Genomic DNA, 18,984 nt, shown 5'->3' on the forward strand with positions numbered 1-18,984 from the left:
TTGCCTTGCGATGTCAATAAATGAAGACGTCGGGCCACATCACTTGCGGCGAGGTGTCGTCCACGTGTTTTTCGCAAACGAGAGGTCCACCGGCCGGTCATGCCACAGCTGCGTCGCCGCCCACATCATCGGCTCGACCCGCTCTTGAGGGACGAACATCTCCCGTTCCTCTCTCGGAAGTCTCAGGACGCCTTCGACGACGTCGACCAGTTCTTCCGGAACGTTTTCGTCGTCGATGCCGGGCAGCATGGCCTCGAGACGATGGTAGGCATGCATGACATTGACCGACAGACGGTTCAGGAGCTGCCTTCCGCTCAAGCCGGTGTCCATCCAGCTTATCGAATTGTTCATATCGACCGCGACGGCGTTGACGGTCAACGACGCCGTGTTGCAGGCGATCGCCGCTGTCTCTTCCGTGAGCGTGATGTCCCCGAGGTCCTGCATCTTGATCGGATTTCCAAAAGATTGTGCAAATGCGATCGCCTCTTCCGCCTGGTCTATCTGGAAGAACGCCAGCGGCGTCGTGAACCCGCCTGAACTGTCTGCGTCGTTGTATAGGACAACCGGTCCGTCGCCCATCCGCCGCACCGGTTTCAATTCTGTGTAGCTCTTGTTCGTCGAAATATGCACGCCGACTTCGATGACAGGCGAGCGCTCCCGAAGGTGCATTTTGCCATCGACGATCAGCAACTTGCCTGCCTCGCGTTCGAACAACTCGAGGCAGCGATCCAGCATAGTCGTGTCGATATCCGACAAACCCAATGTTTCGAGATCGACGAACGTCTTCACCTTCGACTTCGCGATCTCGTCCGCAGTGGCAGCCGGATATACGGCGTTCTTGATCGCCGAAGGCTGCATCGACCGGAACGCCTCCCTGAAGTGGCGGTCGAGACCCTGGAACGGCGGAAACGACCGATCCGACAGCCGCAGGCGCGGTGCCGTAACGAACGGCGCGTCGTCGATGAAATCCACGTAGAGTTGGCCGTCCAGTTCGCGGAATTCCCGCAGGATCGGAAAGCCGTCGTCGTCCTCGTCCCCGGGGAAGAAGCTTGAAACGACCACCGGTGCGTCGATCGACCTGACCTCGGGGATGTCGATCACGCGGGTGACGGCCGCGACGACGATCTTTTCTTGTTTGGCGCGCTTCGGCTTCGCGTTGACGATGACCGGAACCTTGAATTCCATCAACATTTGATTGTGTATCCCATCTCTATCCGTGCCGAGACTACGCGCGGTCTATGCCATGCGCAAACCTGAAGCTGATCAGCGAACCATACCCGGCGAATGGACGACGCGCGCGATTTCGACCGTTCGGTTTTCCCAACGATCAAGATGAAAGGCCATGAGCTCTTTCCCCATCCCGAAGGTCAGCTGGGTTCCCGTTTCGCCTTGCATGCGGTCTGCCTCTGCCAGCGCCCGCGCCACAACACCCTCTAGTAGGTCGAGGTCGATCTCGTCCACTCGCACTGAAGTGATCTCCTGAATCTCTTCCAGAAACGGCGTCAGGTGCCGCCCTTCAACTCCGTACCGCGGCATCGCTGCCAGTTGCCGCGCGAATCTCGCGTAGTTGACGTCGTCGAATTGCTCCCTGAACACCTCCGGCATGAACACCGTCGCCCGTGGTGACGTGTCGGAAACCCGGTTTCCGAACGAGTTCATTGTTTCCACCGCTTTCTCAAACGCCGTCAGCGGATAGACGACATCCGCGGCCATCGGCACGCCGACAAAACCCAACACATCCGTTATCGCGATCTGGAGCGGGTAGTCGCCAAGGCTTGCCACGTAGGTCGGCTCCGGCACCCGCCGCCACAAGCGACCGTCGATCACGACGATGTCGGCATGCCTGGCTTCCGCCATCGCATCCACGACGTCAGCCTCGGCCTGCCCTTCGTCCGTCAGGACGACCTCCTTGAGTTTCGTGATGGCTTCCTCGGTACTGAACCGGTCCATCCCGAGGCTCAAGGAGAGTCCGACGCCTTGCGGCCAAACGCCCTCCCTCTCCATGCTGTAAGTAGGAACTTTGCGGTTCATCAACTTCAGAAAATCCGATCTTATCGGACAATCTACAAACGGTGCCGACAGGATGCCCTGCAGAGCCTTCGGCTCTGTTGGGTCGGGGATGTAGAACCTGCCGTCAACGTGGCGGACGGGAAGCTCGATAAGGGTGTCCTGCCCGAACGCCGAATTCTTCGATATCAAGATCGCGGCGACCGGAGCCTCATGAGCGGCAAGCGCGCCGATCGCGAGGTCGATTTCACGCACGACAACACAGAGACGCGGTTTCTTGAAGCCACGGGGTATACCTGTCACAAGCGCTGGATAGCGGAAAAGCATATGCGGGGTCTCTGTATGTCGATGCCGTACTATACTTCCGGAAAACGCATGCCACAGCCCACGCAGGCCGGCAATCTCGTGTCTGAAAAGCGTAAAGGGAAGGCCTCATCCGAAGCCTTCCCTTCCTGGTCTCTACCACCACCCGGCAAACGCCGGGACCGTCAGAAAGACGGTATCTTCGGGAGCCGGCCTTTCGGCCGGTCGCTTGCTCCTGCTGACAAGATCAATGGTGGCTCGGAACCCCTCGATCGTCAACCTCGAATCCGGCGTGGCGCAGCCGCCTTGACTGTCTCGCTGTCAACGAACCACTCGACGCCGAAACGGTCGAGTTCCGCAGAAACCGCGGGATCGGCGGCATCGCGTACATCGATGTCTTCTGGATCGATGCTGCACAGCATGGCTTCGTTTCGCGCGCGCATCTAGGTGGTCTCGAGACTGGGTCCGAGCATGCTGAATACGTGGCGGCCGAGCGCCTTGCTGTGGACGTCGCATTTCATCCGAATCTCTTCGCGGTTGTCGGCGGAAATAGACCCCGGGAAAACCCGAAAGACAAGCCGGCGGCGAAGGACGTCAGAAACCGATGTTGAGCTGAAGGAACACGGCGATGAGGTCGGTTTGGTCTCCGACCCCGACCTTGGCGAAAATCGTCCGCAGGTGGGTTCTGGCCGTCTCGTAGGAGATGCATGTCGCCATCGATATGTCGCGAAGGCTGTCTCCACGGGAAAGACGCACGGCGATGGCCGCCTCGGTGGGGGTCAGGCCGAATATCTCACGAAGCAGCCGCGCAGGGACAGCGTCGCGCTTGTACGGGTCAACCAGAACCACGTAGGCTTGGCACGGCGCGATGATGTCCTTGGCGATGATGCCCTTGGCTGGCGAGACGAAGGCGACGACCGACCGACCGCTCGGGCGTTCGAGGAGGACGGGCTTGTTGAACGACTGCTGCAACGGATTGCAGGCATCGCGGATGGCATGGTCGAGCTGCGTGGCAGACATGCGGCTTGACGAGGTCAGGCGGTTGTTGCGGACGCAGAGGTCTTGGTCGAACAGCGATTCGGCCGCGGGATTGGTCCGCACGACTTCACCCATCCTGTTCAACATGACGATCGCCTTGCCGCTCAGCGTGAAGCCTTCCATGGCCGCGTCTGCCCTCGAGAAGCCGATGGCGTTGGCAAGAACGGCCGTCGAAGCGAAGTTCCTCGACATCTTGACCAGCAGCTCGCCTTCGCGCTCGGTGAACGCACCCTGCTTTTCGGTGCGCTGGAGGGACAAAATCCAGTCTTCCTCGAACCCCTTGATGTGGATGCCGGCAAACCATTTGAGTCCATTTGGCCGGAGCCATTCCTGGTAGTACGGGCTGCGCTTGATCTCGTCTTCGGACAAGGCATCGAGATCGGTCCCGTAGCCCTTCCGATGGACCGCGGGCAGGGCGCGAAACCGGACGTCGTTCTTGTCCCAGCCGTCTCTGTGGTAGGTCTCGATGGCTTCGGTGAACCGGGTAGCGTATGGCATCGAAGGGATGCTGCCCTTGAGAGGGACGATGGCAGCGCCGACGGCTCCGATGCTTTCGCTCAACGCATCGAGGGCGCTGCCCCAGCTCTGAGCGCCCAAAGCTCCGTCTGAAAACGATTGGCAAATGCTATCGAGATTCCAACTCACCGAATTCCGTTGCCTCGCACCCAATTCCCAAGAAATGCGATATCGTGTCGCGCACTATATGCCGCCCTTTTTCAACTGCAATAGGTCAAAAAGGTGTATTTATCAACGACTACGCGGGGTTCGATCGCCATTAGGTGGTGCAAAATCTTCCCAGATGGTAAACATTACTTCGGTATACCCCGAATTGCTAAGTGCGGACGACCATAACGTCTTCGTCCGCACTTGCGTAAGGTCATTCCTCTGCTTCGTCCGAAAACAAGTCCTCGGGCGCTGGCGGAAGCACGACTTCAGACGGGTCGAAAAGCATGTCGTCGATCGCGATGGCAAGCTTTGTGAGGTCGGCGGCGTAGAAGCCGGCCGCGTTGATGCAGTTCGTCTCCAGCAATCGCAATCCGTCCTCGGTGCGGCAGACGTCGATGACGTAGGCGCGCGAATAGCCGGGATTGATGTCGACCATCCGCTTCGCAAACGCCAAGGCGTCGTCGTCGATCTCGGGACGGTAAACGACGCGAGAACCTTCCTTGTAGAGCGAGTAGGTTGCGATCTTGCCGTCGACCACCCAAAGACGCCACTCGCGCAGGATGCGGACAGGCTTCGTCAACATGATACGGGGTGTCATGGCGCAGCGAACCCTTGGGGATTTCGTGCGGCTTGAGCCTGAGAACCTTCTCGGTCATTGCGACGATTTCCGCCGCCGACTTGACGTTGCCGGGTTCTTCCTTGTTGTCCTCGACGGGACGGATGAACCAGTCGCGCTCGTCTCCCGCCAGCAGAGCCGGAACGTCTCGCACCGTCATGAACCATGCGTCTGCGCCGTTGAGGAGATATGGATGCCAGGCCGCCTCCTCGACGAAGGGGCGAATCTTGAAGACGCCAGGCCAATACCTTCGGTCGCGGCCGTCCGCCAGAGCGAGTAGGAGCCGAACATCACCACGTCGTGCTTGTCGGCGACGACCGCGTCCGGATCGAGCTTGCCGATGAACGGAACGACCTTGTGCCATGTGTAGGCGATTCCGAGCCTGTCGAGCGCCTCGGCGAGCTTATGGGTGTCGGAAAAGAATCCACTGCATCTTACATTCCTGCCTTCGGGACGCCCGGTGTCGCGTCGCGGCGCGATCCGTACCGACCCCACTTGTCGTTCAAATAGTCTTCGCACCACCCCAGGCTCTCGCGCACGAGGTCGGATTTTTCGCCCGTGTATTCGGTTGCCAGCAGCCTGAAAGCCTCGATCTCCCCGTCGGTGAAGTCCTCGTCTGTCTTGGACACGCGCTCGACGGCCGAACGAACGGCGCTCCATGCCACGATGGCGGATGCCGACATTTCGCCGACCGAGTTTTCGGTCGTCAGAACCGTGAAGTCCATGCTGTCCTTGATGAATTCCCGCTCACCGTCGAACGCCAGCGCATCGTGGTCATGGACAACCAGCGACCTGAAATTCCTGTCGACTCCCAGCGACCCCGCATGATGAACCAGCCTGTCGGCTTGCGAAACGTCGAACAACTTCCTGACCTGAGTCACCTGGCGTTGGTCGACCGTGTTTCGCGCGAACGGCAGATAGCCGAAAGGCTCCTGAGCGAAGTGTGACCATAAAGGCCGGCCCTCTCGATGCCGCATATCGAGACAGAGCGCTGCGTATCTCGTCTTTCTCCAAAGTTCTCCATCGACGCTGACGAGATCGCCCGCGAGGCGCTTCACGATTTCCCGGTCACGATCCTCGTGCGACCAGATGATATTACCTTTGGGAGGGTCTCGATGGATCACCACTCTCTCATGACCAAAAAGGCGCTGTTCGACCAACTCGCCTTCGCCCATGACGAACCCGTAAAGCGGCTTGGCGGATGGCATTCGTGACCGACCGTCGGGTGCAGTCGGCAACCATGATGCCTTGAACGTCGGAACGCACTCATCTCCTACTCGTGAAAGCAGACTTCCGTTCCAGGTGCGATATTCTGCCGGCAATACAACTATCTTCTGCTGCGGCCGATCAACTACGTATTCGAGAGAGGCCGCGAGACCCGTCTCCGAAAGGGAGATTTCAGGGACATCCACCTCGACGGTTCCCGCTCCGTAGCCATAGACCGACCGAACCCTCTTCGGAGGAATGAAGTCGAACATGTAGACATAAGGCAGGTAGGCTTTCATGAGCTTTTCTCTGGTTTTCCGACGGCGGCGGCGCAAGGCTCACAATGCCAATACCTTCCAACTTTTTTCCAGCCCAAATCTTCGAGGGACGCGACTGCCTTGTCCTTGGTCTTTCCGAGACCGAGACACGGCTCCTCGCACGTCCTGCAATGGACTTCATACATGGGAACAAGGACGCCGTTGTGGTTCATGGCGCGCCGATCCCGCCGCGGCAATTCCACGCGCTTACGGCGTCTTCGGCGGACTTTCTCCACGGCCCGTCGCACTCGCAACCTTCGTGGTCGCATGTCACCCAGAACGTCTTCGACGATGGCTCAGCGTTGTCGGCGATCCTGATCTTGTCGTCGTTGCCGCAGAAAGGGCAGGCCGCGAATTTGAAAGCTGGTGTCGGCACGGGCTAGTCCTCCTTGAAGAACCTGATGTTGTCATATCCCTCGCCGCAGGATTGCGCGTTCTGGCAAGCACGTTCGACAAAGTCTTCGAGCTCTGCCTTTTGCTCCGCGCTCAGTGCGAGCTTGACGCATAAGGCTTCGAATTTCTTCCTGTCTTCATAACCCATCGGCGCACTCCACTAATTGAAGACGTCATATGCCTCGCTTTCCCCGCTGTCAACGTTTCGAGCAATTCAAGACATCAGGATGAAAGGAACCGAGCGCGATCCTCGGCCGAGGGAACGTAACATGAGGTTTTACGGCCCGCGATCCTGAAACGGTTTCGGGCGACGAATTCGTAGATAAAGTCCGCTACGCCAGTCGGGATGACCGAAAGCGCCTTCACGACCGACCACGGAAAACCCAGCCCGGCCACCATCTTGATCGACCCGATGGACCTGAAATAGGCGACCCCGTCCTGCACGAGGATGTTGGTCTCGTAGTCTCGGTCATCGAGACCGTAGTGGCGATAGAGGGCAGCGCCGATCTCGGATTGCGCCGTCAGGAACCGGTAACGGCGGCGGGTGTCCGCCTTCAACGCGAACTTCACCCAGCCCGAACAGAAGACACATTCACCGTCGAAGACGATGATCGGCTTGTCGTCTGGAAACTTCGGAACGGCCGGGTCGGCCCTGTAGCTGAATGGCTTCATAAGCGAAATCATAGCCCACGCGGACGCGGAACGCCATATCCGCGGCCGTCGGCCGGCTTGCCCGTTGCCGACCGCCGTGTTTGAGTTCGTGGACAGAATGAAGGACCGCCCGACGCAGACCACCCTCAAGTTCCCGATCCACTTTCAGGCAAAGCCGCGAAGGGCGCGCGGGCTGCGCGACATCGTCGTCTCCTACCCGTTCGAGGTCGACATCCCCGAGATTTCCAGGCGCGAGACCAATCTCGTCTTCGAAACGCGCGAGACCCTTGATGCGGAACGGGGTATGGCTTCCGTCGCGCGAATCTGGCAAATGCTCGAGCGTGACGGAAGGCTCTATCGACGCCTGGCGACGCGAACCCACATCGAGGCCGTGACCCGCAACGCGTTCTCCAAGAACTGGGACGACGCGCAACTGCCCTTCAACGAGGGCATCTCCCTTTTCGATTCCAAGGAGAACACAAATCCTGTCGCAAACGCGATCCAGAGACAGATCGGCTGGCGGCTTCAGGGCGACAGCACGGGCAGGGATCGCAAAGAGAACACCTGGCCGACGGCGTACGCCCGGTCTGCGAAAGCCTGGGGGATCACGGAGAGCCTCAACGGTCACCTCTATGGTGCCGTCCTCGACCAGCTGGCCGATGTCGATGCCGACGCGGTCTCGGGCTTCGTCGAAAAATACGAGCATCAGGCATCCAAGCTACTGATCGTCGACGGCGAGTTGTGGATAGAAAGCCTGCCGCCATCCATCTGTGTCCAGTACGACTACACGGGGAACCGGCAACAGGTCGCTTCCGTCTATCTTGCGGTCCTTCCCGAAGGTCCGACCCAATGTCTGGAGACAGTCTGCTTTCCGTTGGACCGTCATGACGAGGCGTTGCAATACGCTGGACACCTCGCACGCGCGATCGACGACGGCAGAGGCGTCGATGTGTCCGACGCGCTCGTTCCGTTCAAGGCAGACGGCGGCGGGCTTTTTGACTTCAGCCCCGAGGAGATCGAACTCCGCAATTTGTGTCATCACCTCACGGTCTCCACGGAGCGCTCCATCAGGGTCACCGATCCCGAGTTCCTCGCCAAGTTCATGACCGACTCGCTGAGGGAGGAGCAGGCCCGGGTCTTCGAACTGGCGATGCGCGCGGACTTCGTCGCGGGAAAGTACGAGGACCTCACCGGTTGGTTCGACATGACGGCGACGCTTTGGAAGAAATGCCGCCGTCCGTCGTACCAGTTCCGGATCAACGGGCAACGCAAGCAAGTCGGCGATCTCCTTCTCGCCCGCGGCTACGAAAACCTGGAGAACGCACCGATATCGCTCATCACCAACCAGGCCGACCCTACGCCTTGACGGCGAACCGATAGCGCGGCCACAATGACTTCGGCTGGCCTATAGGGACGGCCGCGAATACCAACTTGCCCTCGGGCATGCGATTCGTGGCAAACTCCCGCCAGCACCGCCCCGGCCTTGAGCCGGGGTTTTCTTTTTCGGCATAATTGACGACCCCGTTTTCCCGGGCGACGATCATCTCAAGCGGGATTATCCGTTCCTGACTACACCTCCCAATTTTCTCCCCAACAATTTGGAGTACGGATATGACCGGTCAATGCACAGTCGCGCCCTGAAGGCGTTCGACATTTCGCAGTTTTTCGCCCCCGAAATCATCACTCCGACCAAGCGCAAGCAAGTCGCCCTGGTCTTCTCTTCCTCATCGCCCAAGGACTTGGACGGGTACGATCTATCCAAGCACTTGGAAAATCCCGTTGAGAGCTTCTTTCCGAAGCCGCTCCTTGTGGAAGAGTTCCCCCGCGGCATTCCCTGACACAATTTCCCGGTGGTCTCTGACCCGTTCTACAGGATTTCGCTCGGCGCTTTCGGCGGCCACAGCGTTCCCGATCTCAAGATCGACGGCGACCCCGTGTCCCAGGCCGATCTTCTCGCGAGGGCCGACGTCATGGTTTTCGCCGACAAGCTCGACGACCGCGCGGGAGCCATCCGCGCCTACGAAATGTCATACGTCCTCGAAAAATTCGGACAGGCCAATCGCAACGTCCTCATGGACGAAGGCAATGGCCAGTTCACGCCTGCTCCGGTCACTCGTTTCAAGGACACCATGCGCACCGAACTGCGTTTCCGTTATTCGTACCTGGTGAATTTCACGGCAATCGCGATGAAGGCAATCCGGGGAGTCGGAGCAGATCGCCCAACCCGCCCGGGAGACTACTCCGCATTCGAGGGCGTCCGTCTGGGCGATTTTTCTGGAGTTTGGTTGTCTAATCGGGGTGAGGTAGCAAAGCACCCTCTTGCTCTCCAGTGGCTCTATCGACTGAGGACACTAGGATCGTTCGACGTGTCTCATGCAACGGAACACGCAGAATTCGTCTCATCCCTTACCGCCACTGCCAGTCGGTTCAAGCTGCTGACGCCCTACGACGTGACCCCTCCCGGCCCTGAAGGACTGGGCTTGCCGTCCACCGATGGCCACGGCCGTCGGTAGGGGGAAATTGTTTGTCACTAAGCGACAGCCTTGAGGGCTTCCGCTCGATTTCCTTCTTTCGGTCTCAGGAACAGGTAGCGCCCGATCATCTCGGCGGCATGCAGGTCGGCGTCCCACTTGCGACCGTCACAGGCCGCCTTGAACACTTCCCCGCGCCGCTGGGCCTTGCCTACGGTTCCAGTTCTCCAGTCCGTACTGCTGGTGTAGAAGCTCGGCACCTTCAAAGAGGCAATGCCTCTCCATTTCAGGGTATTCTCGGATCGCAGGTTGTACTGCCCCTTCGATCCGTTGTTGATCATCTTGTTGAACGTCCTGCCCTTGTAAGCGGGATCATCTGTCTCGACCGCAACGATGTCCAAGTCCTCACTGACCACCGCCGCACCGTATTTCTCCGCCAGATCGGCCTTGCGCTGTGCCACGTGGCCAAACCACGACTTCTTCAGTCCAGCCACCGCGCGGTAGACGGCGCGGCGCGCGTCCTTCAGGCGTCCGACAGCGGCGAGCAGCCGGAAGAAGCGGCCATGCATCGCCATGTAGCGCGGATTGTCTTGTACCTCCGCCGCCTCTGGAACCAAGGTTCCCAATGCGGCTGCCGCAACCTTGTTGATCTCGATGCGGATGCGGTTGAGGCGATTATATAGGCGGTCGATCTCGGACCGAAGCCCGTCGACTTTCTTCGCCTGCGCCGCGATGCGGTCGAGGAAGTCCTTGCCGTCGAACTGCACCAGCTCGAGGAGTTCGACCTCGTCTCCAGAAACGTGATTCTCTAGGAACTTCTTAGCCGCTGTCTTCGACAGCTTCGTCCCGTCACCGCCGTTGTGGCCAGAGATGCGGGAAAGCGCTTCCTCGCCGATCGGCGTCGCACTCCTCACCACGGCGATGCTTGAGGTGTTGCGGAAGCCGAAGTCTTTGGCAACGACGGCGGTTAGGCCCGCCGCTGAACCAACCTTCGGGAGCTGGGTGACGACCATCTTTGCTTGAGCCTTGAGCGGACCAAGCTCAACGACAAGGGCGGCGACGCGCAGGTCCTGATCGTTGCCAACCTTGGCGGCGACCGAACGCGAGAGGCGCAATGGCACAGAAATTCCGTGGCCACGAGGTGCTACGGAGGTCAGTGGTAAAGAGGAAGCACTTACGCATCCAGCCTTGACCGCAGTGTCCAAGTCATTGAGAGTTGCCTCCAACACCTGCTTACCCCCGCGCAGGCATCGATAGTCGATATGGAGCTGGATAACTGCGTCGTGCTTCCATACCGGTCGCTGAAAGCGGGCTTTCACGGCCTCTGCCATGGAGCGCAAGGCAATTGCGTGATGGGCTGAGTATCCGCAGTCGCCGTCGGCGAGATCGCGGAACAGCTTCAGCGTCGCCGCAAAGTCGAGTGTGGCGGCGATGTGCTGAAGCGCTTCAGCATCGGCGATAGACAGCGTTCTCGAGATTTCTTCCGACAGATTGACGAGGCGTTGCGTGCCGTCGTCCATCGGGACGTCTCCGACGGTGGCGATATTCCTGAAACGACCGAAGAGATTATTCTGGCCACGCTTCCATTGCTCGACCACGGCTGCCTTGGCGATCAACCTTGCCTTTTCGGCCCAGACGTTGTTGAGGCCGTTCTTGGACGCTTCCGACTGGACCTTCAAAAGAATGGTGTCTAGGTCTTTTCCAGACGGAACGGGTTCGAAGTTGTCGGCGGGCCAAATGGCATTCGCCATCTTGTCCAACGTGGCGACAATCTTGGACCTCAGATCGGAAAGGTCAGTAGACATCGGAAACGATCCGAGGTCGGCCATCCGTTTCATGAGGTCCTTGTTTCTGCCCCTGCCGTATGCCAATGCGTCGCCCTAAGCTGCTCTGTACACAACATAGTTCTCGGCGGCCTCCGGTTCAAGCCGACCAGGCCGCTTCCCTCCCGGCCGTCAACGACCGGGTTTCCTCGCGGGGTATGATGAAATTGGTTCGTACCCCAGGATGTTTGACGAGGCGGCCATACTCAAGCACGAACGTGGAAACCAAACTCTGGTGATAGAATGCGGTCACGGAGACGATGTCCGCCTCGCTGAGCTTCGCAACTACCTGCGACGCAGTGGAATAACCTTCGACACCATCGAAACAACCGCTCGGGTTGTCCAGGAACTCCGCCATATCACCGCAGGGGACAGCAATCTATTTTTTTCGCTGGACCACGACGCCCCAACGGTCTGGTCAGGAACGGGCAAGCATTCTCATGTCGAGATACCCAGCGAATTGCCCCGCGTTCCACTGGTTTTCATCGAAAAGGGACTCGTGGGCTACGACCCACAATCCAAGGCAATTTCCCTAACCGACAAGGGCTATCGTTTCCTCGATCTGTTGCATCCCGACTGCGAAGACCCGGATGTCATGCTGCGCTGGACTGGCGAGGACGGACTTTTCCGGGAAGGAGTAGCGCAATCCTGCGACGATTGGATCATGCGCTTCTTCAGCAAAATGAAGACCAAGGTCAACGAGATCGAAGCATAGCCAACATTCCCGCCTGCGGTTCGGAACTCCTTATCGCAGGCGACGGCAGGGAAATCGCCTGCCACCTACAATTTTGGCGCTGGATTCTGCTTCATGTCTTTGTCGTTGACCATCCCCGGTCGCCTGAACATCCAAGCAGATTCACCATCCTCCGCAATAGTTCCCGAAAATCCAAATTTTTCATAGAAAGCCACCAGGTTTGGAAGGTCTATCTCGTCGTCGGGGTCATCCTGTTCTTCAGGAATTGCTTCCAATTCAACGACGACGGAGAGCCGATCAGCCATCTTGACAAGGTGCGCCATGACTTCGGAAGCATAACCTTCACGGAGGTAGTTAGGATAGGTTGCCAGCCTGCGTATCGCTATCTCAAAACCTGAGTCTGCCTCGAGCTCCAGGCGAACTGGAATGCGGTCTTCAGCGATGAATTTCGCCATTCCCGCGATGAGCTTCTCCGCGTCCGTTTTCATGAATTTTAGCTCCGTTGTTGTGTGGGAACCGTAGCCCTCACCATTGCACTTCACAATTCTCCAGGGATGAACCATCTGCTTCTTTTGGAGGTCGGCTTGTCAGCCGCATCCTCTGATGCTATCTCTGTCTGCATGAAAAAGACGAACGCAACCACTTTCGTGATGATGATGCCGCGCAGCTAGCGGGGCGTCGTCGTGTGTTCATTTTTCACCCCGACCGCCCGAGAGGCGGTTTTTCTTTGATCGGCTTCCGCCTCGGCCGCAACCCCGAGAAAGGAATCCGCCATGACCCAACAGACCCTCTACCTCTCCACGTCGATCCCGTACGTCAACTCCAGTCCCCACGTAGGCTTCGCCCTTGAACTGGTGCTGGCCGATGCCGTCGCGCGTCACGCGAGACATGCCGGGAAGCATGTCCTCTTTCAGGGAGGAACCGACGACAACAGCCTCAAGAACGTGCGCGCCGCCGAAGTCGCCGGCGTTCCCGTCAAGGACCTGGTCCTTGCCAACGCAGATCGGTTCCGACAACTGGCGGCCTCGCTCGACGTCACCTTCGACGAGTTCGTTTCGACGGGAAGCGATGATCGACACAAGAACACCGTGGAAAAGCTCTGGCTGGCCTGTTCCGCCGCAGGCGACCTCTACAAGAAGCCCTATGAGGGCCTCTACTGCGTCGGATGCGAACAGTACTACACGGAGAGCGAACTCGTCGGCGGTTGCTGCCCGGAACACGGGGTCGCACCTGAAACCGTCCGCGAGGAGAACTGGTTCTTCAGGCTGTCGCGCTACGGCGACTACCTGCGCGAGAGCATCGAGACCGACATAATCCGTATCGTTCCCGCCAGCCGCCGCAACGAGGTCCTCTCGTTCATCAAGTCCGGCCTCGAGGACATCTGCGTGTCGCGCAGCGCCGAGCGGGCGAGAGGATGGGGCATTCCCGTTCCCGGCGACAACGGCGAAGTCGTCTATGTCTGGTTCGACGCGCTCGCCAACTACATCACGGGAGCCGGATACGGGAGCGACGACGATCTGTTCGGCGGCAACTGGTCCGATGCCTCCGAGCGTACCCACGTGATCGGTAAGGGCATCACCCGTTTCCATGCGGTCTACTGGCCGGCCATCCTCAAGTCGGCGGGTCTCGCGCCGCCGACCAGCATCCTCGTCCATGGATATCTCACCGTGGATGGTCGCAAGATCGGCAAGTCCCAAGGCAATGGCGTCGATCCATTCGATCTCGTCGACCGCTATGGGACTGATGCGCTCCGCTGGTATCTGCTGCGCCACGTCAGGTCGACCGAGGACGCCGATTTCTCCGAGGAAAGGCTGGTGACGGCTCACGACGGCGAACTCGCCGACCAGCTCGGCAATCTCGTCAGCCGCACGCTGGCGGTCCTGCGCAAGCGCGGCGGTCCGTTCTCTGAACGCCCCGGCGAGCGCAGCGCGTTTTGGCATGAGGGACAACGTCTGCGTTTGAAGGTCGACCAGGCGATCGGGGCTTTCGCCATCCACGAGGCCGCGGAGGCGATCTACGCCTACGTATCGGAGGCGAACCGCTTCATCGTGCAAGCCGCCCCGTGGACGTTGCTGAAGCAGACGGGCAATCCGGGCGCGGTCGAAGCCGTCGACGCGACGCTGTCCGAACTCTTTGATGCGTTCACGGAAATCGCGGATTGCCTGCAACCGCTTCTTCCAGCGACGGCGTCACGCATTCTGGATGTCGTGGAGCGCGCGAGGCTGGGAGACCCGACACAGGTCATCCTCTTCCCGAAGATCGCAACAGCCGCGGCAAAGTCCGACTGACATCGTGGTCACCGGACGGATGCAGCGACTGCGCCACGGTATCCACCTCTTCCAAAGTTAAATCATGACTCCACGAAAAAAATCGTTGACACGCAGGCACGATGTGGCACCCTACGTCTAATTCAAGACGTCGAGGTATGGATGTCCGAGGAAATCATAGAGCTTGCGGGTGAAGTAATCGGCACCGTCGCCGAAGCCGTTGTCGAAATCGGCGCTGTCGCGGCGACCAGCGACAGCCGCACCGGACGCGGATGCCGCATCTTCTTCGCATCCGCCGTCGCCATCGTCATTATCGCCGCCGTAGCGGTCTATTTCTTCTCGTAGTAGCATCCATGAAAATCCTCTCCGCTCTCTTCTCGTCCAAGGGCATCAAAGTCATTCTGGCCCTGCTGGTGCTGTTCGTCGCATGGATGGTCTGGTCTGCCGCCTACAAGCTCTTTTGGATCGCCATCGTCATCGCGCTGATCGTCGGCGCGGTTAAGGTTCGCGGCTTCTTCAAAAAGAAGCGCTGACGACAACGATCGACTTCTGGCCTCGGCGGTTGACAGCCTCCGAGGCCAGGGCACCATGGTATTTGGAACAGTACGGATACCCAGATGCCAGGCAACAAGATTCCACCACACCAATACTCGCCGATCGACTTCCCGTCGTCGCATTACAGAAGTCCGGCGTGGGATGCGGCGTTTGGCCCGGCGCGGCAACACCGACCTTCCGCCAAAGAGGGTGTTCCCGTCAACATTTCTCCTCGTGGCGGCAGCATACCCGAGTCTCTGCGGTATATCGGAACGATCGTCCACGCGCCCTTCAAGTCGTCGTTCTTTAAAACGTTGGCGAGAGAGTCCGACTTCTTCGGCAGCTGTGAGGACGAAGTCGAACTCGAGCCATTCGTCGGCGACTGTGTATTGCAATGGGATGTCAGTCGCAGGGACATCGTCAACGCCCCGTTCCTTATTTACGACGAACATGGACTCGGGCTTTCCGAAGAGTTCCGTCTCGCTAAACGCGGCGAAATCGGGACCCGGGTCCAGTCTATAGCCCCTAACACTCTTCTCCTCGTCAGGCTGATTGGCGAAGAGCATTTCCGGGCCTCCTCCTGTCAGGAACTTCTAGCGCCAACGCTGCCGACATATCGGTTTGTCTATTCCATCCTGGTCAACTCCGAGCGCTATCTCGCGCCTCTTCTCGAAGCTGCCATAGGAGAAGAATGCGAAGTAAGGGTCACATGGGGCGGAAGTTCGGGACCTGAATTCATGGTCTACCTTCCGACATCTCCCGAGCATCGGAGCGCACCTTTGCTCGACCTCGCTGGCAGTACCCCTTTCAACCTGCTCAAGGCCATCGCTTTGGCTGATGACGACGAGGCAGCTTCGCTCGTGCAGTTCATCGATGCCGAAATCTCTTCTGTGTCGCTTGGAGACTTCATCCATGCCAACTACATCGTCGGCACTGGCAAATATCCACCGCTCGATTACGAGGAGACGTTCAAGCGTATGCTGCTGGCGCTCCTCAATTTGGGACTTGTTCGCCGCGATTCAAACGCCATCGTTCTCGCGGATGCGGGCGCGAGACTGCTCGACATCCTCCCCCATCGACTGTTCGATCCCGACATGCGGCTCCGTTGGTTCGACCGCGCAAACGATCTGATCGGTCCGGAATACGCGGAATCCAGCGAGCGGTGGCTCCGTTCCTACTACGGCATCATGAGAAAGGCAGCCCTACGCCATGGTGTCCGCCGCGAATGGGAATTCGGCGACCTCACCAACGAGCTTGTCGACGAACTGGTCGCTGATTGATCATCGCCGTGCGCTTCGGTTCCGATACATGGCTGGCCTGCTGCGTTTGTCGCGGGCCAGCAACAATCCGCCAAGTTTCTTGCGCTTCGCGGCGAGTTCTCTGACGATCCGGTCGTGTTCGCCTGCATCGTTCGTGCGACCGAGACGACGGGCGAGGGCGTCGATATCCGCTTCCAGTGCCTCGATATTCACAGGCTCCTCCGCGAGGCGCGCCAGTTCCGCCGTCACGCGCTTGCCGAACGGCTTGAGAACGGACGGCATGGCCACGGCTCTGTCTTCTGCCTCGTCATGGGACATGGCCAGTCCGTAGACCTCCGGGCGCAGTTTCTTGTCGCGCTCGAGCAGAATTCCTCCGAGTAGCTTTCGGTTCGCGTGAATGTCCGAAACCAGACGGCGATGTTCCTCGGCGTCGTGGGTGCTGGCAAGCCTCTCTCCAAGTCGCGTGAGCTCCACCTCGATTTGAGTATGCGAACGAACATCCATGGGTCTCGTCTCCGTTAATCAAAGACCTCATATCCTGAAGTCTTCGTCCGTGCAAGTGTTGACAATGAAAGACGTCGCCGATATTCGATGCCCATATTCAAAGGAGATGCCCATGTCGAACAAACATTACTCCTCGGTCGTTGCCTTGGCAGCCCTCGCACTGGTCGCCGCTCCTATGGGACTGAACCCGGTTCAGGACACGTCTATTCCGGTCGCGCAAGGCGAAAGGAGCGACTGTACCCTCAGCGGTGACGCCAAGCTCAAGTGCTGGGACGGCACACTCGTGCACGCCGCAAAATCCTATGATTGCAACTTCAACGGCGAGACGGTCTTCTGCAAGGATGCAGAGCCCAAGGTCTGATACCCGCTCGACCGCCAATTTGCCTACCCTAGCAGACCCGCATGACGCCTGTCTTACTGTTGACCCTTGCCGCCCTGGGCGGCCATAGTCTGGGCAACGGGGAGACATCTCATGCGCTTCAATTTCAATCATCCGGCCGTGGTCACGGGTACCTGGGAAAACGGCAATATTCGCCGCGAACTGGTGCGCGTGGCCGCCGAGTTCGAGATCGTCGAGTACAGCGACGCCGAAGCTCCGCGCACATTCGACGTCCATGATCGGTGGCAGGACCAGAACGTCAGGATCAGGACCGTAGGCGGCCGCCACTACAAGCGTTGGCGATGGGACGAACCTCACGCCGCTTTCGGGCCGGAATCCCAGTTGATCCAGTCTCTCTACAACGGCAAGGAACTCGATTTCGCGGGCATCGAGGCGATGCTGGACAGCGAAGTAACACGGGTGAAGACGATCGACGCCTACCGAGGCATCGAAAACACCGATCGCAAACCTCTCAAACGCGAGGCCCAAGCCGGCCTCAGCTCGTTGGCCGTCTCCGGAATGAAGGCACCGATTCTCAAAAACTGGCAGTGGCTTGGTCCGGACACGGAGTCCGAGGTCGCGACGTGGCGGGAAAGAATATCGGCGATGCTCGCCAATATCGCATTCGTTGACGGCATTCCCCATGTGCGGACGTTCGAGCCATGCTATCAGGTCAGCCGTACTCAGCTTGGCTCAGGTAGCGGGGTGCTTGTCTCGGTGGAAAACGCCCGTTTCTACGCGAAGGAAGTCGACCGTACGCTTGTCGATCCAAAGACGGGGTTCGAAATTCTAGGCAAGAACGCGCTTATGATCGGTGCGCACAACTTCTCGCCTCTGGAATTCCAGGACCTACGCAGGTTCTGCGTAGACGCAGGCTGGGGATCGGATGACAGCCCGCGGTACGACATCGTCACCCATGATACAGATGCCGTCGGCATAGACTATCTGGAGATGGAAACCGTCAGGCATGCTCGGATTCTCCATGACCACGCAGGACGGATGCTGAAGAATTCCGTCAAGCGCGACGACGGCGTCGAGGTCTATTACGGGCAGCAAGTCGACACGCATAGGATGCTCGCGCAATTGGAAGCTCTGCGTGTGGCAATCCTCAGGTGGCAGTCCGAGCGCAATGGCACGGACCATCTCGCAGCACCCTTCGAAGACCTCCTCGATCACGTTCTTCATTTGACAGACAGTCAGTTCGGGAAACCTGCCTTCGGCATCACGGAGCAGATGGAATCCTTCGGCGTGCGCGAGGACATGGCACCTGTCGTCGTCGCCCCGGTCGCCGGGGCGACTCCTTGCGCGTGACCATTGAGATTTCGTGGCCGTAGGCCTGACGATTCGGACCTGCGACCTTCAGGCTTGCAAACCGATGGTCCATTGTAGGACACAACGCAAAATGTCCCAACTGAGTCAGGGAAAACAACGACTTAACCACAGGAAAGTCTTCCTATGATGTCCCAAAAGTCGCTGTAAAATGTCCTCGCGGAAGCGGGGTACAAATACTTCGTGTTCGAACCCCAGTTAATTTGTCAGATGCACCTCAAAATTCGCGAAAAGGAGCTTATCGGGCCGGCCTCCAGGACCCGATAAGCTTGGACTTGCCTTCGACACTCACGAGTCCGCTAGACTTCTTTACAAACGGTGATCTCTCGAAGCCGGCCAAATACGCCGCGATTCCATTTTCGACCCTATCCTTGATTTCCATTCTCGCCCCCTTTTTCTGCAAGTATTCGATCTCGGTGACTTTACTCGCCCTTGATCAGAAGGGGCTTTAGTCGACACGATGAGAGCTGATGATAGGCACACCAACCTCACGATGTCCGGCAATTTTTGCGCGGCCTTAACTAGCG

General features: G+C 58.8%; 21 protein-coding genes and 1 pseudogene. 10 read left to right on the forward strand and 12 right to left on the reverse strand.

Annotated features, from left to right (window positions below):
* Positions 1–39 precede the first annotated feature (39 nt).
* The 9 genes and pseudogenes from FHT76_RS08970 to FHT76_RS09010 all read right to left on the reverse strand — a co-directional run bounded on the left by FHT76_RS08970 (position 40) and on the right by FHT76_RS09010 (position 7,218).
* On the reverse strand, positions 40–1,191 hold the full coding sequence (locus FHT76_RS08970) for a hypothetical protein (RefSeq protein WP_259185489.1): 1,152 nt from the start codon (positions 1,189–1,191) through the stop codon (positions 40–42).
* Between the two features lie 72 nt (positions 1,192–1,263).
* Entirely contained in the window at positions 1,264–2,334 is a 1,071-nt protein-coding gene (locus tag FHT76_RS08975) for a hypothetical protein (RefSeq protein ID WP_259185490.1), read from the reverse strand.
* A gap of 251 nt (positions 2,335–2,585) precedes the next feature.
* Complete coding sequence (locus FHT76_RS08980; protein ID WP_259185491.1) at positions 2,586–2,753, reverse strand: hypothetical protein; 168 nt, start codon at positions 2,751–2,753, stop codon at positions 2,586–2,588.
* Between the two features lie 151 nt (positions 2,754–2,904).
* Complete coding sequence (locus FHT76_RS08985; RefSeq protein ID WP_259185492.1) at positions 2,905–3,945, reverse strand: helix-turn-helix transcriptional regulator; 1,041 nt, start codon at positions 3,943–3,945, stop codon at positions 2,905–2,907.
* A 280-nt stretch (positions 3,946–4,225) separates the two neighbouring features.
* A pseudogene (locus FHT76_RS08990) lies at positions 4,226–5,110 on the reverse strand (ATP-grasp domain-containing protein).
* Positions 5,065–6,135 (reverse strand): hypothetical protein, encoded by a 1,071-nt coding sequence (locus FHT76_RS08995; protein ID WP_259185493.1) that lies wholly within the window; start codon positions 6,133–6,135, stop codon positions 5,065–5,067. Before FHT76_RS08995 ends, FHT76_RS08990 begins: the two are co-directional and overlap by 46 nt.
* A 187-nt stretch (positions 6,136–6,322) precedes the next feature.
* On the reverse strand, positions 6,323–6,529 hold the full coding sequence (locus FHT76_RS41390) for a Lar family restriction alleviation protein (protein ID WP_405049497.1): 207 nt from the start codon (positions 6,527–6,529) through the stop codon (positions 6,323–6,325).
* A 3-nt stretch (positions 6,530–6,532) separates the two neighbouring features.
* Positions 6,533–6,694: a hypothetical protein gene (locus FHT76_RS09005; RefSeq protein ID WP_259185495.1), complete on the reverse strand. Its 162-nt coding sequence runs from the start codon at positions 6,692–6,694 to the stop codon at positions 6,533–6,535.
* A gap of 74 nt (positions 6,695–6,768) precedes the next feature.
* The gene (locus tag FHT76_RS09010; protein WP_259185496.1) at positions 6,769–7,218 is read right to left on the reverse strand and encodes a thiol-disulfide oxidoreductase DCC family protein; all 450 of its coding nucleotides are present in this window, start codon (positions 7,216–7,218) and stop codon (positions 6,769–6,771) included.
* A gap of 97 nt (positions 7,219–7,315) precedes the next feature.
* Here FHT76_RS09010 and FHT76_RS09015 point away from each other — a divergent pair, with 97 nt between their 5' ends.
* The 3 genes from FHT76_RS09015 to FHT76_RS09025 all read left to right on the forward strand — a co-directional run bounded on the left by FHT76_RS09015 (position 7,316) and on the right by FHT76_RS09025 (position 9,710).
* Entirely contained in the window at positions 7,316–8,563 is a 1,248-nt protein-coding gene (locus tag FHT76_RS09015; protein ID WP_259185497.1) for a hypothetical protein, read from the forward strand.
* Between the two features lie 256 nt (positions 8,564–8,819).
* Positions 8,820–9,035, forward strand: a complete 216-nt coding sequence (locus FHT76_RS09020) for a hypothetical protein (RefSeq protein WP_259185498.1) — start codon at positions 8,820–8,822, stop codon at positions 9,033–9,035.
* A 12-nt stretch (positions 9,036–9,047) separates the two neighbouring features.
* Positions 9,048–9,710 carry a hypothetical protein gene (locus tag FHT76_RS09025; protein ID WP_259185499.1) on the forward strand — a complete coding sequence of 221 codons (663 nt, stop codon included), beginning with the start codon at positions 9,048–9,050 and terminating at the stop codon, positions 9,708–9,710.
* Positions 9,711–9,727: 17 nt separating this feature from the next.
* On the opposite strand, the gene FHT76_RS09030 is transcribed toward FHT76_RS09025, so the two are convergent.
* Positions 9,728–11,473, reverse strand: a complete 1,746-nt coding sequence (locus tag FHT76_RS09030) for a transposase (protein WP_259185500.1) — start codon at positions 11,471–11,473, stop codon at positions 9,728–9,730.
* A 253-nt stretch (positions 11,474–11,726) separates the two neighbouring features.
* Between FHT76_RS09030 and FHT76_RS09035 the strand changes: the two genes are divergently transcribed.
* Positions 11,727–12,206: a hypothetical protein gene (locus tag FHT76_RS09035; protein WP_259185501.1), complete on the forward strand. Its 480-nt coding sequence runs from the start codon at positions 11,727–11,729 to the stop codon at positions 12,204–12,206.
* A gap of 65 nt (positions 12,207–12,271) precedes the next feature.
* On the opposite strand, the gene FHT76_RS09040 is transcribed toward FHT76_RS09035, so the two are convergent.
* Positions 12,272–12,673: a GNAT family N-acetyltransferase gene (locus FHT76_RS09040; RefSeq protein WP_259185502.1), complete on the reverse strand. Its 402-nt coding sequence runs from the start codon at positions 12,671–12,673 to the stop codon at positions 12,272–12,274.
* A 285-nt stretch (positions 12,674–12,958) separates the two neighbouring features.
* Between FHT76_RS09040 and FHT76_RS09045 the strand changes: the two genes are divergently transcribed.
* The 4 genes from FHT76_RS09045 (at position 12,959) to FHT76_RS09060 (ending at position 16,266) form a co-directional block, all read left to right on the forward strand.
* Complete coding sequence (locus FHT76_RS09045; protein WP_259185503.1) at positions 12,959–14,473, forward strand: methionine--tRNA ligase; 1,515 nt, start codon at positions 12,959–12,961, stop codon at positions 14,471–14,473.
* Positions 14,474–14,614: 141 nt separating this feature from the next.
* Positions 14,615–14,797, forward strand: coding sequence for a hypothetical protein (locus FHT76_RS09050; protein WP_259185504.1), 183 nt, complete (start codon positions 14,615–14,617; stop codon positions 14,795–14,797).
* A gap of 8 nt (positions 14,798–14,805) precedes the next feature.
* A complete protein-coding gene (locus FHT76_RS09055) occupies positions 14,806–14,985 on the forward strand; it encodes a hypothetical protein (protein WP_259185505.1) in 180 nt (59 codons plus the stop codon).
* 84 nt (positions 14,986–15,069) lie between these two features.
* Positions 15,070–16,266, forward strand: a complete 1,197-nt coding sequence (locus tag FHT76_RS09060; RefSeq protein WP_259185506.1) for a hypothetical protein — start codon at positions 15,070–15,072, stop codon at positions 16,264–16,266.
* Here FHT76_RS09060 and FHT76_RS09065 read toward each other — a convergent pair whose 3' ends face one another.
* Entirely contained in the window at positions 16,267–16,749 is a 483-nt protein-coding gene (locus FHT76_RS09065; RefSeq protein ID WP_259185507.1) for a hypothetical protein, read from the reverse strand.
* A gap of 112 nt (positions 16,750–16,861) precedes the next feature.
* On the opposite strand from FHT76_RS09065, the gene FHT76_RS09070 reads away from it, so the two are divergent.
* Together FHT76_RS09070 and FHT76_RS09075 are read left to right on the forward strand one after the other, a co-directional pair.
* Positions 16,862–17,110, forward strand: a complete 249-nt coding sequence (locus FHT76_RS09070; protein ID WP_259185508.1) for a hypothetical protein — start codon at positions 16,862–16,864, stop codon at positions 17,108–17,110.
* Positions 17,111–17,221: 111 nt separating this feature from the next.
* Positions 17,222–18,439: a hypothetical protein gene (locus FHT76_RS09075; RefSeq protein ID WP_259185509.1), complete on the forward strand. Its 1,218-nt coding sequence runs from the start codon at positions 17,222–17,224 to the stop codon at positions 18,437–18,439.
* Positions 18,440–18,984 lie beyond the last annotated feature (545 nt).

Source organism: Rhizobium sp. BK176 (assembly GCF_024808055.1).

Coding starts and splice junctions, on each gene's coding strand:
- FHT76_RS08970 (WP_259185489.1), bottom strand. CDS start 1,191: ATGTTGATGGAATTCAAGGTTCCGGTCATCGTCAACGCGAAGCCGAAG.
- FHT76_RS08975 (WP_259185490.1), bottom strand. CDS start 2,334: ATGCTTTTCCGCTATCCAGCGCTTGTGACAGGTATACCCCGTGGCTTC.
- FHT76_RS08980 (WP_259185491.1), bottom strand. CDS start 2,753: ATGCGCGCGCGAAACGAAGCCATGCTGTGCAGCATCGATCCAGAAGAC.
- FHT76_RS08995 (WP_259185493.1), bottom strand. CDS start 6,135: ATGAAAGCCTACCTGCCTTATGTCTACATGTTCGACTTCATTCCTCCG.
- FHT76_RS09005 (WP_259185495.1), bottom strand. CDS start 6,694: ATGGGTTATGAAGACAGGAAGAAATTCGAAGCCTTATGCGTCAAGCTC.
- FHT76_RS09010 (WP_259185496.1), bottom strand. CDS start 7,218: ATGAAGCCATTCAGCTACAGGGCCGACCCGGCCGTTCCGAAGTTTCCA.
- FHT76_RS09015 (WP_259185497.1), top strand. CDS start 7,316: ATGAAGGACCGCCCGACGCAGACCACCCTCAAGTTCCCGATCCACTTT.
- FHT76_RS09020 (WP_259185498.1), top strand. CDS start 8,820: ATGCACAGTCGCGCCCTGAAGGCGTTCGACATTTCGCAGTTTTTCGCC.
- FHT76_RS09030 (WP_259185500.1), bottom strand. CDS start 11,473: ATGTCTACTGACCTTTCCGATCTGAGGTCCAAGATTGTCGCCACGTTG.
- FHT76_RS09040 (WP_259185502.1), bottom strand. CDS start 12,673: ATGAAAACGGACGCGGAGAAGCTCATCGCGGGAATGGCGAAATTCATC.
- FHT76_RS09045 (WP_259185503.1), top strand. CDS start 12,959: ATGACCCAACAGACCCTCTACCTCTCCACGTCGATCCCGTACGTCAAC.
- FHT76_RS09050 (WP_259185504.1), top strand. CDS start 14,615: ATGTCCGAGGAAATCATAGAGCTTGCGGGTGAAGTAATCGGCACCGTC.
- FHT76_RS09055 (WP_259185505.1), top strand. CDS start 14,806: ATGAAAATCCTCTCCGCTCTCTTCTCGTCCAAGGGCATCAAAGTCATT.
- FHT76_RS09060 (WP_259185506.1), top strand. CDS start 15,070: ATGCCAGGCAACAAGATTCCACCACACCAATACTCGCCGATCGACTTC.
- FHT76_RS09065 (WP_259185507.1), bottom strand. CDS start 16,749: ATGGATGTTCGTTCGCATACTCAAATCGAGGTGGAGCTCACGCGACTT.
- FHT76_RS09070 (WP_259185508.1), top strand. CDS start 16,862: ATGTCGAACAAACATTACTCCTCGGTCGTTGCCTTGGCAGCCCTCGCA.
- FHT76_RS09075 (WP_259185509.1), top strand. CDS start 17,222: ATGCGCTTCAATTTCAATCATCCGGCCGTGGTCACGGGTACCTGGGAA.